The following is a 13098-nucleotide window of genomic DNA, read 5'->3' as shown; positions in this document are numbered from 1 at the left end:
GAGAGGTCATGGCCGCCCTCCCCGGGCCCCGGCAGGATCGACCCATAAGCCAGATCCTGCCGGACCCGAGGGAGGGCTCTTCCATGACCGCCTACGCGATCGCCGTACTCGGCACCACGCCCGGCGCCCCGCACCCCGACGTCCTCACGTACATCGAGCGCGTCCAGTCCACCTTCGCCCCGTACGGCGGCCGCTTCCTGGTCCACGGGAAGAAGGGGGAGTGGGTGGAGGGGGAGCCGCCCGGCGGCATCGTGATGGTCGAGTTCCCCGACCTGGAGGCGGCCCACGACTGGTACGCGTCCCCCGCCTACCAGGAGATCCTCCCGCTGCGCACCGACCACCTGCCCGGCAGCCTGGTGTTCCTGGAGGGCGTCCCGGAGGCGTACGACGCGGGGCGCACGGCCGCGGCCATGCGCGAGGCGTAGGCCCAAGGACCCGACTGCCCGGCCCCGGCGTGCCTACGGGACGCGTCGCGGCCGCACCCCGTCGAGCGTCGGCACGACCGGCCGCATCAGACCGTCCGCCCCGAACGTGACGCGGTCGATGGTGGTCTCACGGTGGGTGCCGTCACCGCCGGGCATCCCGAACCGGTGGTAGGCGATGTACCACTCGTCGGTGCCGGGCACGCGGAGCAGCGAATTGTGCCCGGTGCCGAGGATCCCCTGGGCCGGGTCCTTCTCCAGCACCACGCCGCGGTGGGTGAACGGCCCGTACGGCGAGTCGGACGTGGCGTACCCGACGCGGTAGTTCTCGCTGCGGGTGTCGTCGATCGAGTACGTGAGGTGGTACAGGCCGCCTCGCCGCACCATGAACAACCCTTCCCGAAAGCCCTCAAGTCCCTTGAGCTGCCGTGCCTTTGACGGGTCGTACGACGTCATGTCGTCACCGTCCAGCGGCACCACCCATGCCGACCCGTTGCCCCAGTACAGATACGATTCGCCGTCCTCGTCGGTGAAGGCGGCCGGGTCGATGGCCTGTCCGGCGCCGTCCGGGTTGGCGGCGATCAGAACCTTCCCGCTGTCGGTGAACGGCCCCGTGGGCGAGTCGGCCGTGGCGACCCCGATCTTCGCCTCGGCGCAGTAGTAGAAGTAGAACCGCCCGTCCTTCTCGGCGATGGTCGGCGCCCAGGCGCGGGACTCGGCCCAGCCGACGTCCTTGCCGAGGTCCAGGACGACCCCGCGATCGACCCAGTGGACGAGGTCCTTCGACGACCAGACGCTGAAGGTGGTACCGCTCCAGCCGTCGAACCCGTCGTTGGTCGTGTAGAGGTAGTAAGTCCCCCGGAACACGACGATGTTGGGATCGGCGTGGAAGCCGGGCAGCACGGGCGTACGCATCTCCACGGCCGACACCCGCCACCTTCGCCGCTCGCCCGCCGCCGAGGTGACGGTGTACGTGACGGGCTTGCGCAGGTCCACCCGCTTGCCGCTCGCGGGGCTGATCCTGGCGCCGGGCGCGAGCGTGAACTCGGGCCGCAGAGCGCGCAGTTGGGTGCCCGGCTCGACCGGCAGCACGACGGTCGCGCCGCCGCCTCCCGCCACGACGGCGGGCACCTTCAGCTCCTTCGCCTCCACGCCCCGGATCCGGGTGGCGTTGGCGGGCAGTGCGGCGATCTCGTCGGCGGACAGCGCCCTGTTGTAGAGCCGTACGTCCCGCAGCCGCCCCTTCAGGGTGTGGTCGGAGGCGTACTGGGACCGGCCCAGATAGTTCGCCGTGGTGCGCCCGCCGCCGATGTCCGAGGGCATGAGGGTGACGGCGGTGTTCCGGGCGGCGACCGCACCGTCGAGGTACAGCAGCGCGGTGTCGCCGTCGACGGTGTACGTGACGTGGGCCCAACGCCCGCGCGCAAGCCCGGAGTTGGCGGTGGCGGCCTGCTCCTTGCTCCAGTTGCCGTCGGACAGGGCGGCCCGGAAGCCGCTGTCGGCACCGCCGCCCGTGGCGAAGAGATAGCCGTCGCCTGAACCGGTGGAGGAGGCGGTGTTCCCGAACCCGTACAGGAAGTACGGCGTCGCCTGGTCGCTGTCGACCCACACCTCGGCGGCGACGGTCACCGAGTCCACGCCGGCCAGCATGTCGTCGGGCAGCTTCACGTGTCCGCTCGCGCCGCCGAGCACGAGGGCGCCGTCGTCCCAGCGGGCGTCCCCGGCCGCGGTGCCGTGATAGCCGTGCCCGGAGGTGTCCTTCGCGTCGCTGTCGAGCGGCCAGTGGGCGACGAGCCCGTCGGCGTCGGCGCGCACGGGAGCGACGCCCCACTTGACGTTGACCCGGTCGAACTCCGCACGCGTCAAAGGGAGTACGGTCCCGTGCCGCGGGGCCGCGGGCAGCCGGTACTCGGCGGCCTTCGTCCACTCGCCGGCCGCCAGATCGGTGGACTCGAAGGGCATGTAGCCGGTGCCGGTGTAGTCGTCGATGAACAGGTACCACTTCTCTTCACTGTTGGACTTGAAGACGAGCGGCCCCTCGCCCTGCGCCATGGACCCCATACCGATGCCCTCGGCGACGGTCTCCCAGTCCGTGGAGAGCAGGTCCTCGGACTTCTCCTCCAGGATGAACTTCCCGTACGGCGACTGGGACGCCGACCGCTCGTCCTTCGTGAACCGGTAGTACGTCCCGCCGTGCGCGATGACGGTGGAGTCGATGACCGAATACCCCGGGTCGTTCCACACCTTGGCCTCGGTGAAGGTCACGAAGTCCGTGGTCGTGGCGTACAGCATGCGGTTGTACGTGTCGCCGGTGTGCTCCGGGTCGTCCTCGCCGTACAGCTTGGAGGCCCAGAAGACGACGTAGGAACCGAGTTCCTCGTTCCAATACGCCTCGGGCGCCCAGGTGTTGCCCGCGGTCTCCGGCGACACGAGCACCGACCGGGGCTCGCCCCAGTCCACCAGGTCCGCCGACTCCCACACGATGATCGACCGACTGCCGTGCCGCTGCACGTAGTCCCAGCCGGCCCCGCCATGGATCTTCAGGTCGGTGGCGATGAGAAAGAACTTGTCCCCTTCGGGCGACCGGATGACGAAGGGGTCGCGCACACCCTTGTCACCGAGGTCGGAGGTGAGAACGGGCTCCCCTCCGTTCAACTCCCGCCAGTGGAGCGGGTCGTCGCCCCGGCTGAGTGCGAGATGAATCTGCTCTCCGTCCGCGCTGCCCTCGCCGGTGAAGTAGACGAAAAGATAGCCCTCGTATCCGTCGGCGTCGGCGTCGGCCTTCCCGGCGCGAGCGCCGGCGACGGCGGGGCTCGGGGAGGCGAGAGCGGAAGCCCCCAGAGTGAGCGCTCCGGCGACGAGGAGGTGCCGTCGGGACAGGGCGGCGGCGGGCGGACGGGACGTTCCGTTACGGGGCATGCGTACCGCTCCTCGGGGTGCGGGGGAGACCGTGGTGGCGGGGGCTGGCAGGGGTGTCGGCGTTGGCCAGTGAAGAAGTACGCGGTCGCCCGGTCAAGATCCTGGATGCACATTGGTCCGATAAATCGAAGACCGATCGGGATCTCGAACGTCAAATGCCGCGAACTGCCCTACAGTGCCCAGCCTGGCAATCCGGTCGGAGCCACCGGCACATCCGGTGAACGGTCTCCTCCGCGACGGCGGGTCAGTGCCGCAGCGTCGCCGGGCTCCCGCCGTTCGCCTCGTAACCGGCGACGGCGAGCGCCCGGTACACGGCGTACGAGGCCGCCGGGTCGGGCTCGGCGGTCCACGGGATCGCGCCCACGTGGCCGTCGACGTGCACGAGTTGCTGCATCGCCTCGGACCAGCGCTCGCTGCGCACCAGGAAGAACACCAGCAGGTGCCGTACGTGGGCGAGCATCGGGTCGTCGGGGCGCGCGGCGTGCACCGCGAACAGCGCCCCGTGCAGGGCCTTCGTGACGACCTCGCTCTCGTAGAACCCGCGCACCAGGTTCACCTCGGGCACGTGCTCGTACAGCGCGAACAGCGGCAGTGCCGCGAGCAGTGAACCGCGCGGCGCACGCGCGGCGGCGGCCTCGGCGAACGAGAAGGCCTGCTCGCGCGAGCCGTGCCACTTCTCCGTCCAGTACCGGAGGCCGGCCAGATGCGCGCCCATGTGGCCCGGCGCGGTGTCGAGGATCTTCAGCCACAATTGCTCGAACTCGGCCTGCGAATAGCCGAGTCCGCGCGCGACGGCGAGATGCGTGATGTGCGGGACGGGGTCGCCGGGAGCCAGCAGCGCCGCCTCGTCACAGGCATTGCGGGCCTCTTCGAGGACGATCCGCTGCTCGTCGGGGGTGCCGCCGCCGCGCCACGCCTGCTGCACCAGGAACTCGGCGAAGACCTGCGCCCCGCCCGCGTCCTTCGGCGCCTGCGACCGCCACGCGTGCAGCCACCCGGCGCCGAGCCGCGGCGTCTGCTGGGCCTCGAGAGCGGCGGCACCGGCGATCGCCTGCACCCGCTCCCACCGGGTCTCGGTCTCCTTGCCGGTCCCGGCGAGCAGCTGGGAGGCCGCGGTGAAGTCCTGGTTCCGCTGCACGACCGCCATCACGTCGAGCAGGTCCTGGTCGGGCCCCGGCAGCCGGACGTCCAGGTCCTCCTGGAGCATGAACCCGTAGTCGGCCGGGTCCGCGGCGTCCGGAGAACCCGGAGCGACCTGCCGAATCCCGCCGCGGCGCCGCAGCAACTGCGACACCACGAGCCCGATCATGACCGCGGCCATCAGCCCCCAGAGAATTCCCATATCAACAACGCTAACGTGCCGGTCCGACGCGGGGTTCCCGGCCACAGTGGCGACAAAAGGGCGCTGCGCCCCACCTCCACGCGCGCGAGCGCCTACGCTCGGCCCCCATGAGCGACACGCACAGCCACAGCGGCAGCACCCCGCGCGGCTTCGAGACCACCGCCATCCACGCCGGCAACACGGCCGACCCCGTGACCGGCGCCGTCGTCCCGCCGATCTACCAGGTCTCCACGTACAAGCAGGACGGCGTGGGCGGCCTGCGCGGCGGCTACGAGTACAGCCGCAGCGCCAACCCGACCCGCAGCGCCCTGGAGGAGAACCTCGCCGCCCTGGAGGGCGGCAGGCGCGGCCTCGCCTTCGCCTCCGGGCTCGCCGCCGAGGACTGCCTGCTGCGGACGCTGCTCAGCCCCGGCGACCACGTGGTCATCCCGAACGACGCGTACGGCGGCACGTTCCGGCTGTTCGCGAAGGTCGTGACGCGCTGGGGCGTCGAGTTCTCGGTGGCGGACACCAGCGACGTCGAGTCGGTGCGCGCCGCGATCACCCCGCTGACCAAGGCCGTGTGGGTGGAGACGCCCTCGAACCCGCTCCTCGGCATCACCGACATCGCGGCCGTCGCCCAGGTCGCGCATGAGGCCGGGGCCAGGCTCGTCGTCGACAACACCTTCGCCAGCCCCTACCTCCAGCAGCCGCTGGCGCTCGGCGCCGACGTCGTCGTGCACTCGATGACCAAGTACATGGGCGGCCACTCCGACGTCGTCGGCGGCGCGCTCGTCGTCAACGACGACACCCTCGCCGAGGACCTCGCGTACCACCAGAACGCGATGGGCGCGGTGGCCGGCCCGTTCGACGCCTGGCTGGTGCTGCGCGGCATCAAGACGCTGCCCGTGCGCATGGACCGGCACAGCGAGAACGCGACCCGCGTCGCCGAGATGCTCTCCCGCCACCCGCGCGTCACGAAGGTGCTCTACCCGGGCCTGCCCGAGCACCCCGGGCACGAGATCGCGGCGAAGCAGATGAAGGCGTTCGGCGGCATGGTGTCGTTCCAGGTCGAGGGCGGCGAGGAGGCGGCCGTCGAGGTCTGCAACAGGGCGAAGCTCTTCACGCTGGGCGAGTCCCTGGGCGGCGTCGAGTCCCTCGTCGAGCACCCCGGCCGGATGACGCACGCCTCCGTCGCGGGCTCCGCCCTGGAGGTCCCCGCCGACCTCGTGCGCCTCTCCGTGGGCATCGAGTCCGTCGACGACCTGCTCGCCGACCTCCAGCAGGCGCTCGACAAGTAGGACTCCCCGTAGGGGAGTTCACCAGCCGGTCAGTTGTGGAGTCGTCTTCGAGGGCGGCTCCACCCACGGCCGCTCGACCGTCGCCCACACGACGAACGCCACGACGGCGACGACCAGCACGAACCACATGAGCCGGGCCGCCGCCCGGCGCCGCTTGCGCGTGCGGCGGCCCTTGCGCATCGCGTCCGCGCACAGCTCCGCCGGCACCACGGGTGCGGGCCCGCCGTCGAGCACCGCGCGCACGGCCGCCTCATTGCGCTCCTGGAGACTCATACCGGGGCCGCCCCTCGCAGCTCGGCGGGCGCGGGGCCGCGCGGCGGGTGCAGGACGAGGGCCATCGCCCGCGCGTGCACGGTGCGCACGCGCTCGGCGGGCAGCCCGAGCAACGACGCGGTCTGCTCCTCGCCGACCCCTTCGAAGAGCCGCAGCACGAGGACGAGCCGCTCCTGGGGGCTCAGCCGCCCCAACGCGCCGCCACGCGCGCGGTGCTGCCGCCATGAGCCGCGGGCGAACCGGACGGCCAGTTCCTTGCGCGCGCAGTCGTAGGGATCCTCACCCCGAAGCCGGTCCCAGGAGGCGTACGTCCGGCCGAGGACGGTCGTGAGCAGCTTGCGGGCGCGAGGGTTGGCGTCCGGGGGCTCCGTCGTCAGGAGTGTCGCGGCACGCAGCAGCCGCCCGGCCGCGCCCGCGACGAACGCCTCGAACTCACGGGCCCGGCGGGCGTCGCGCAACGCCTGCCGTTCTCGCACCCTTCATATGAGGCCGACCGCGGCTCCCTGGTCAAGAGGCGGGAGCCGCTCGTGCCGTACCGGTGTGCCCGGGGACCGTCAGGAGTCGGCGGGCGGCGTCGGCTGGCCGTGGCGCGCGGAGAGCGCGGAATTGAAGCGCGCGAGGAGCGCGCAGAACTGCTCGCGCTCCTGCGGCTCCCACTCCTGCGTCAACTGCGCCATCAATTCCTGCCTCGATGTGCGTACCTCGTCGAGCCGGGCCGCACCGCGCGGCGACAGCTGCAACACCACCGCACGTCCGTCCTCCGGGTGAGAGGTGCGCTTGACGAGACCCGTGTCGACGAGCGGCGCGACCTGGCGGGTCACCGTCGAGGAGTCGATCCCCATGCTCGACGCGAGCGCCTTGACGCCCATCGGGCCTTCCTTGTCGAGGCGGTTGAGCAGCAGATAAGCCGCTCGGTCCATCGAATTGCGCACCTGCCCGACCCCGCCGAGCCGGGTCTGTTCGGCGCGACGGGCGAAGACCGCCACCTCGTGCTGGAGCGTTTCGAGGAGGCCGGGGTCACCAGCGGTCGTCATGTCCATCGTTTCCTGTGGTGTGGGCATGGCCGGGGGCTCACTTCATGCGTGGGTGGTGGATTGCACTGGATTGGCCCACAGGGTACGCGGCGAAAGCGCTGGCCGTACCGGCCGTGCGCAATCCGGTCTCGCAGCGTGAGCATCCCGAGAGCCGCCCGCCGTGAGCTGCAAGACTTTCGTCATGAGCAACAGCGCGTCTGACTACTTGCCCGCCCCGACGCCCGCGGTCACCCTCGACGACGTCCGAGGCGCCCAGAAGATGCTTTCCGGGGTGGCACGGGTGACGTCGATGGCGCACAGCCACCACCTCTCCCAGCTGGCCGGGACGCCGGTCCACCTCAAGTGCGAGAACCTTCAGCGCACCGGTTCCTTCAAGCTGCGCGGCGCCTACGTGCGGATCGCCGGCCTGCTGCCCGAGGAGCGCGCGGCCGGGGTCGTGGCCGCGAGCGCGGGCAACCACGCGCAGGGCGTGGCCCTCGCCTCCTCGCTCCTCGGCGTGCGCTCCACGGTGTTCATGCCGGTCGGCGCGCCCCTGCCGAAGGTCGCCGCGACCCGCGAGTACGGCGCCGAGGTGCGCCTGCACGGCCAGGTGGTCGACGAGACCCTCGCCGCGGCCCAGGAGTACGCGGAGCAGACCGGGGCGGTGTTCATCCACCCCTTCGACCACCCGGACGTCGTCGCGGGCCAGGGCACGCTCGGCCTGGAGATCCTGGAGCAGTGCCCGGAGGTGCGCACGATCCTGGTCGGCGTCGGCGGCGGCGGACTCGCGGCCGGCATCGCGGTCGCGGTGAAGGCGCTGCGGCCCGACGTGAAGGTGATCGGCGTGCAGGCGGCGGGCGCTGCCGCGTACCCGCCCTCGCTCGCCGCCGGGCACCCGGTCGCGATCAAGTCCCCGTCGACGATGGCCGACGGGATCAAGGTGGGGCGGCCCGGCGACGTCCCGTTCGGGCTCGTCTCCGGCCTGGTCGACGATGTCCGTACGGTCTCGGAGGACGCGCTCTCCAGCGCCCTGCTGCTCTGCCTGGAGCGCGCCAAGCTGGTCGTCGAACCCGCGGGCGCGAGCCCCGTGGCGGCGCTCCTGAGCGAGCCAGGCGCCTTCGAGGGCCCGGTCGTCGCGCTGCTGTCCGGCGGCAACATCGACCCGCTCCTGATGCAGCGCGTCCTCACCCACGGCCTGGCCGCGGCGGGCCGCTATCTGTCGCTGCGGCTGCGCCTGACCGACCGCCCCGGCGCCCTGGCCACGCTCCTCCAGGTGTTGTCAGTGGCCGACGCCAACGTCACCGATGTGAGCCACGTACGGACCGATCCTCGGCTCGGGCTCACGGAGGCGGAGGTGGAGCTGCACCTGGAGACCAAGGGACCCGCGCACTGCACCGAGGTCGGCGCGGCGCTTCGGGAGGCGGGCTACACCGTCATCGAGTAATTCCGTGGCGGTACGCGATACATCGCGTTAGTGTGTGGCGCGCTTCACCCGTTCGCCGGGCACGTACGACCCGGCAAATTTACACTTTCTTCACGCAAGGCCGCGTAAGTCATGTAACGCCGCGTACGCGGGCACAGCACGCATCAGGTAACACCCACACACTGGGGGAACCAATGCCAGGCGCCATCTACGCCGAAGGTCTGGTGAAGACCTTCGGCGATGTAAGGGCTCTGGACGGCGTCGATCTGGACGTACCGGAGGGCACGGTCCTCGGCCTGCTGGGGCCGAACGGGGCGGGGAAGACGACGGCGGTGCGCTGCCTGACGACCCTGCTCACGCCGGACAGTGGCAAGGCGGTCGTCGCGGGCATCGACGTACTGAAGAACCCGAACGAAGTGCGGCGCTCCATCGGCCTGTCCGGCCAGTTCGCCGCGGTCGACGAATATCTGACGGGGCGCGAGAACCTGCAGATGGTCGGGCAGCTCTACCAGCTGTCCAAGAAGGACGCCAAGAAGCGGTCCGTCGAACTCCTCGAGCGCTTCAACCTCGTGGACGCCGCCGACCGCCCCTCCAAGACGTACTCGGGCGGCATGCGCCGCAGGCTCGACCTCGCGGCCGCCCTCGTCGTCTCCCCGCCGGTGATGTTCATGGACGAGCCGACGACCGGCCTCGACCCGCACAACCGGCAGCAGCTGTGGGAGGTGATGCAGGAACTGGTCGCCGGCGGTACGACGCTGCTGCTCACGACCCAGTACCTGGAAGAGGCCGACCACCTGGCGCACGACATCTGCGTCGTGGACCACGGCCGCGTCATCGCCCGCGGCACCGCCGACCAGCTCAAGGCCCAGACCGGCGGCGAGCGCGTCGAGGTCGTGGTGCACGAGCGGGAGCACATCGCCGCGGCCCGGGAGATCCTGGCCGGCTTCGGCAAGGGCGAGGCCACGGTCGACGAGCACACGCGCAAGCTGACCGTCCCGGTCACCGGCGGCGCCAAGCTCCTCGCCGAGGTCATCCGCGACCTGGACGCGCGCGGCATCGAGATCGACGACATCGGCCTGCGCCGCCCGACCCTCGACGACGTGTTCATCTCGCTGACCGGTCATGTCGCCGAGGAGGCCGACGCGGCCGACGCGGCCGATGCGGCCGAGGAGACGAAGGGGGCGAAGAAATGAGCGCCTGGAACGACTCCCTGGTCATCGGCAAGCGCAACCTGATCCGGATGACCCGGATCCCCGAGATGATCCTGTTCGGGATCATCCAGCCGGTGATGTTCGTGGTCCTGTTCACGTACGTCTTCGGCGGCTCGATCGCCATCCCGGGCGCCGGGGTCAGCGCCGGTGCCTACAAGGAATTCCTGATGGCGGGCATCTTCGCCCAGACCGTCACCTTCGCCACGGCGGGCGCCGGTGCGGGCATCGCGGACGACATGCACAAGGGCCTCATCGACCGGTTCCGCTCGCTGCCCATGGCGCGCGGCGCCGTGCTCACCGGCCGCACCCTCGCCGACCTGGTGCAGACGGCGGTGACGCTGGCCGTGCTCGCGGTGGTGGCGCTGCTCGTCGGCTGGCGCACGCACGAGAACTTCGGCAAGGTCCTGGCCGGCTTCGGCCTGCTTCTGCTGCTCGGGTACGCGTTCACCTGGATCGGCGCGCTGATCGGCCTGTCGGTGCGCACCCCGGAGGCGGCGACCTCCGGCGGCCTGATCTGGCTCTTCCCGCTGACGTTCATCTCGAACGCGTTCGTGCCGGTCAACGGCATGCCGAAGTTCCTTCAGTACATCGCGGAGTGGAACCCCTTCAGCGCCACGGTGGCGGCGGCCCGCGAGCTGTTCGGCAACACGATCGAGGGCGTACCGAAATCGGTGACCGGCGCCTGGCCCATGGAGCACCCGGTCTGGGCCTCCCTGATCTGGTCGGTCCTGATCATCCTGGTCTTCCGCACCCTCGCGGTGCGCAAGTACCGCAAGGCGGCCTGACACATGAGTGGGCCCCGCGGCGTGCGTGCCGCGGGGCCCACTCATGTCCGTGCAGTGCGTCAGCCGCTGAAGGGCTCCGCCTTGAGGATCCTGACCGAGGCCTTCTTGCCGTTCGGCAGCTCGTAGTCGACGTCCTCGCCCACCTTGTGGCCGTTGACCCCCGTACCGAGCGGGGACTGGGGCGAGTACGTCTCGAAGTCGCTGCTCGCGTACTCGCGCGAGGCGAGCAGGAACTCCAGGGTGTCGTCCTCGTCGCCGTCGAAGGCGATCGTGACGACCATGCCGGGCGCGACCACGCCGGTCGCCGCCGGGGCCTCTCCGACCTTGGCCTTCTCCAGGAGCTGGGTCAGCTGGCGGATGCGGAGCTCCTGCTTGCCCTGCTCCTCCTTGGCCGCGTGGTACCCGCCGTTCTCCCGCAGGTCGCCCTCCTCGCGCGCCGCGGCGATCTTCTGAGTGATCTCCTCGCGCGCGGGACCAGACAGGTACGCCAGCTCGTCCCTCAGCTTGGTGTACGCCTCCTGCGTCAGCCAGGTGACGTCTTCGCTGGTCTGGGTCACAGGTCGCTCCTCGTAGGTACTGGGTATACAAAGCATCGCCCTACCCAGAAGGATGTTCCCTACTGAGTGGGCGAAACCACGAGCCTAACAATTCAGGCGTGAAAGGGGGAGGACAAAAGGCATCAGCGTTGCGTCGGCGCAGGTCAGCGCCTGCCGTTTCGCCGGCCCGTATCGACAATCAGTCGGCGTGGCAGCCCAGGAGCTCGGCGGTCGTGCCGTCGCCCGTCGTCTTCAGCGTGACGACCTTGTCGATCCGCTCGGTCTTCTGGTCGAAGCGGAAGTCGGCGCGTCCCACCTCGGCGCCGGCGGCGTCCTGCGAGCGGATCGTGCAGTAGCCGGTGGCGTCGGTGTCCTTACGGATCTCCATATGGACCTGGACGTCGTGCTTGTTCGTGTCGAAGGCGATGACCTCGCCGCTGAACTTGCTGCCGCCGACGACGTAGTACCAGCCGAACCAGATCATCAGCGCCGCGAACAGGGCGCCGAGAACGATTCCGGTGATCTTCAGCTTACGGTCGGCGCGGGCGTCGGCGGAGCGCGAGGATCCGTATCGGCCCTCGGGCAGCTGCTGCACGGCGCTCATCCGCCAGTTCCTCTCGCGTCGCCCGACTTGTTCCCGGGCACCGGAATTTTCCGCCCCCCGGTTCCGTCACTATAGAAGCCGCCCCTTGCACCGATGGAACCCGGGCGCCACATAACTCACCGAGGATCTTGTCTTGACTGAGCAGCTGCGACTGATGGCCGTTCACGCCCACCCCGACGACGAGTCGTCGAAGGGCGCGGCCACCATGGCCAAGTACGTGTCCGAGGGGGTGGACGTACACGTAGTGACCTGCACGGGCGGCGAGCGCGGCTCCATCCTCAACCCGAAGCTCCAGGGCGACAAGTACGTCGAGGAGAACATCCGGGAGGTGCGCCGCAAGGAGATGGACGAGGCGCGCGAGATCCTCGGCGTCAAGCAGGACTGGCTGGGCTTCGTCGACTCGGGGCTGCCCGAGGGGGACCCGCTGCCGCCGCTGCCGGAGGGCTGCTTCGCCCTGGAGGACGTCGACCACGCGGCCGGCGCCCTGGTCAAGCAGATCCGCAGCTTCCGTCCGCAGGTCATCACGACCTACGACGAGAACGGCGGCTACCCGCACCCCGACCACATCATGACCCACAAGATCACGATGGTGGCCTTCGACGGTGCGGCCGATGCCGAGAAGTACCCCGAGGACGAGTTCGGCCCCGTCTACCAGCCGAAGAAGCTCTACTACAACCAGGGCTTCAACCGGCCGCGCACCGAGGCGCTGCACAACGCACTCCTCGAGCGCGGCATGGAGTCCCCGTACGGGGACTGGCTCAAGCGCTGGGACGACATGGCGCGGACCGAGCGCACGCTGACCACGCACATTCCCTGCGCCGACTTCTTCGGGATCCGCGACAAGGCGCTGATCGCGCACGCCACGCAGATCGACCCCGACGGCGGCTGGTTCCGCGTGCCGATGGACATCCAGCAGGAGGTCTGGCCGACGGAGGAGTACGAGCTCGCGAAGTCGCTCGTCGATACCTCCCTCCCCGAGGACGACCTCTTCGCGGGCATCCGACACAATGCCTGATGTGAACGCGAATCTGGCATTGACCCATCTCGTCCCCCTTGCCGCCAAGGAGGTCGACGAGAACAAGGTGACTCCGGGCGTGCTCGGCTTCATCGTCTTCGCCGTGATGGCCGTCGCGGTCTGGGGCCTGATGAAGTCGATGAACAAGCACATGGGCAAGGTCGACTTCAAGGAGAAGTCGGACGAGCCCGCCGGTGCGACGAGCGGCAAGGACGCCGGGCAGAAGTCCGCCTGACTCCGCCGTCGGCCCCGCGCACGAGGGTGTGCGGGGCCGC

The 13098-nt window shown here is 70.2% G+C and carries 14 protein-coding genes; 7 read left to right on the top strand and 7 right to left on the bottom strand.

Features of this window, described 5'->3' with window-relative positions:
* The first annotated feature begins 83 nt into the window (after window positions 1–83).
* On the top strand, window positions 84–425 hold the full coding sequence (locus ACOKM3_RS17570; protein ID WP_426901555.1) for a DUF1330 domain-containing protein: 342 nt from the start codon (window positions 84–86) through the stop codon (window positions 423–425).
* 33 nt (window positions 426–458) lie between these two features.
* Here ACOKM3_RS17570 and ACOKM3_RS17565 read toward each other — a convergent pair whose 3' ends face one another.
* Both ACOKM3_RS17565 and ACOKM3_RS17560 read right to left on the bottom strand, forming a co-directional pair.
* The gene (locus tag ACOKM3_RS17565) at window positions 459–3341 is read right to left on the bottom strand and encodes a family 43 glycosylhydrolase (RefSeq protein ID WP_426901553.1); all 2883 of its coding nucleotides are present in this window, start codon (window positions 3339–3341) and stop codon (window positions 459–461) included.
* 244 nt (window positions 3342–3585) lie between these two features.
* Window positions 3586–4683, bottom strand: a complete 1098-nt coding sequence (locus ACOKM3_RS17560) for a hypothetical protein (protein ID WP_426901551.1) — start codon at window positions 4681–4683, stop codon at window positions 3586–3588.
* Window positions 4684–4790: 107 nt separating this feature from the next.
* On the opposite strand from ACOKM3_RS17560, the gene ACOKM3_RS17555 reads away from it, so the two are divergent.
* On the top strand, window positions 4791–5963 hold the full coding sequence (locus ACOKM3_RS17555) for a cystathionine gamma-synthase (protein ID WP_426901549.1): 1173 nt from the start codon (window positions 4791–4793) through the stop codon (window positions 5961–5963).
* 18 nt (window positions 5964–5981) lie between these two features.
* Here ACOKM3_RS17555 and ACOKM3_RS17550 read toward each other — a convergent pair whose 3' ends face one another.
* The 3 genes from ACOKM3_RS17550 to ACOKM3_RS17540 form a co-directional block, all read right to left on the bottom strand.
* Complete coding sequence (locus ACOKM3_RS17550; RefSeq protein ID WP_426901547.1) at window positions 5982–6236, bottom strand: hypothetical protein; 255 nt, start codon at window positions 6234–6236, stop codon at window positions 5982–5984.
* Complete coding sequence (locus ACOKM3_RS17545; RefSeq protein ID WP_426901545.1) at window positions 6233–6712, bottom strand: sigma factor-like helix-turn-helix DNA-binding protein; 480 nt, start codon at window positions 6710–6712, stop codon at window positions 6233–6235. Before ACOKM3_RS17545 ends, ACOKM3_RS17550 begins: the two co-directional genes overlap by 4 nt.
* A 78-nt stretch (window positions 6713–6790) precedes the next feature.
* Entirely contained in the window at window positions 6791–7276 is a 486-nt protein-coding gene (locus ACOKM3_RS17540; protein WP_266718819.1) for a MarR family winged helix-turn-helix transcriptional regulator, read from the bottom strand.
* A gap of 175 nt (window positions 7277–7451) precedes the next feature.
* Here ACOKM3_RS17540 and ilvA point away from each other — a divergent pair, with 175 nt between their 5' ends.
* The 3 genes from ilvA to ACOKM3_RS17525 all read left to right on the top strand — a co-directional run bounded on the left by ilvA (window position 7452) and on the right by ACOKM3_RS17525 (window position 10668).
* Window positions 7452–8693, top strand: a complete 1242-nt coding sequence (ilvA, locus tag ACOKM3_RS17535; RefSeq protein ID WP_426901543.1) for a threonine ammonia-lyase — start codon at window positions 7452–7454, stop codon at window positions 8691–8693.
* 173 nt (window positions 8694–8866) lie between these two features.
* Complete coding sequence (locus ACOKM3_RS17530) at window positions 8867–9865, top strand: ATP-binding cassette domain-containing protein (RefSeq protein WP_426901541.1); 999 nt, start codon at window positions 8867–8869, stop codon at window positions 9863–9865.
* Entirely contained in the window at window positions 9862–10668 is an 807-nt protein-coding gene (locus ACOKM3_RS17525) for an ABC transporter permease (RefSeq protein ID WP_426901539.1), read from the top strand. The genes ACOKM3_RS17530 and ACOKM3_RS17525 overlap by 4 nt, the downstream gene beginning before the upstream one ends.
* A 59-nt stretch (window positions 10669–10727) precedes the next feature.
* Here ACOKM3_RS17525 and greA read toward each other — a convergent pair whose 3' ends face one another.
* Both greA and ACOKM3_RS17515 read right to left on the bottom strand, forming a co-directional pair.
* Entirely contained in the window at window positions 10728–11225 is a 498-nt protein-coding gene (greA, locus tag ACOKM3_RS17520) for a transcription elongation factor GreA (RefSeq protein ID WP_426901537.1), read from the bottom strand.
* Between the two features lie 178 nt (window positions 11226–11403).
* The gene (locus tag ACOKM3_RS17515; protein WP_426901535.1) at window positions 11404–11808 is read right to left on the bottom strand and encodes a DUF4307 domain-containing protein; all 405 of its coding nucleotides are present in this window, start codon (window positions 11806–11808) and stop codon (window positions 11404–11406) included.
* A 133-nt stretch (window positions 11809–11941) separates the two neighbouring features.
* Here ACOKM3_RS17515 and mca point away from each other — a divergent pair, with 133 nt between their 5' ends.
* The gene (mca, locus tag ACOKM3_RS17510; RefSeq protein ID WP_426901533.1) at window positions 11942–12823 is read left to right on the top strand and encodes a mycothiol conjugate amidase Mca; all 882 of its coding nucleotides are present in this window, start codon (window positions 11942–11944) and stop codon (window positions 12821–12823) included.
* Window positions 12816–13058 (top strand): hypothetical protein, encoded by a 243-nt coding sequence (locus tag ACOKM3_RS17505; protein WP_266713511.1) that lies wholly within the window; start codon window positions 12816–12818, stop codon window positions 13056–13058. The genes mca and ACOKM3_RS17505 overlap by 8 nt, the downstream gene beginning before the upstream one ends.
* Window positions 13059–13098: the final 40 nt, after the last annotated feature.

The sequence above is a fragment of the Streptomyces nidicola genome (genome assembly GCF_050106155.1).
In the GTDB taxonomy this organism is placed as follows: Bacteria; Actinomycetota; Actinomycetes; order Streptomycetales; family Streptomycetaceae; genus Streptomyces.
This window is presented reverse-complemented; position numbering and strand designations above follow the sequence as displayed.

Bases quoted from the DNA above. Each gene is read 5' to 3' on its own strand.
- ilvA (WP_426901543.1), top strand. From the start codon at position 7,452: ATGAGCAACAGCGCGTCTGACTACTTGCCCGCCCCGACGCCCGCGGTC.
- ACOKM3_RS17550 (WP_426901547.1), bottom strand. From the start codon at position 6,236: ATGAGTCTCCAGGAGCGCAATGAGGCGGCCGTGCGCGCGGTGCTCGAC.
- ACOKM3_RS17565 (WP_426901553.1), bottom strand. From the start codon at position 3,341: ATGCCCCGTAACGGAACGTCCCGTCCGCCCGCCGCCGCCCTGTCCCGA.
- ACOKM3_RS17570 (WP_426901555.1), top strand. From the start codon at position 84: ATGACCGCCTACGCGATCGCCGTACTCGGCACCACGCCCGGCGCCCCG.
- ACOKM3_RS17530 (WP_426901541.1), top strand. From the start codon at position 8,867: ATGCCAGGCGCCATCTACGCCGAAGGTCTGGTGAAGACCTTCGGCGAT.
- ACOKM3_RS17540 (WP_266718819.1), bottom strand. From the start codon at position 7,276: ATGGACATGACGACCGCTGGTGACCCCGGCCTCCTCGAAACGCTCCAG.
- ACOKM3_RS17555 (WP_426901549.1), top strand. From the start codon at position 4,791: ATGAGCGACACGCACAGCCACAGCGGCAGCACCCCGCGCGGCTTCGAG.
- ACOKM3_RS17560 (WP_426901551.1), bottom strand. From the start codon at position 4,683: ATGGGAATTCTCTGGGGGCTGATGGCCGCGGTCATGATCGGGCTCGTG.
- ACOKM3_RS17505 (WP_266713511.1), top strand. From the start codon at position 12,816: ATGCCTGATGTGAACGCGAATCTGGCATTGACCCATCTCGTCCCCCTT.
- ACOKM3_RS17515 (WP_426901535.1), bottom strand. From the start codon at position 11,808: ATGAGCGCCGTGCAGCAGCTGCCCGAGGGCCGATACGGATCCTCGCGC.
- ACOKM3_RS17525 (WP_426901539.1), top strand. From the start codon at position 9,862: ATGAGCGCCTGGAACGACTCCCTGGTCATCGGCAAGCGCAACCTGATC.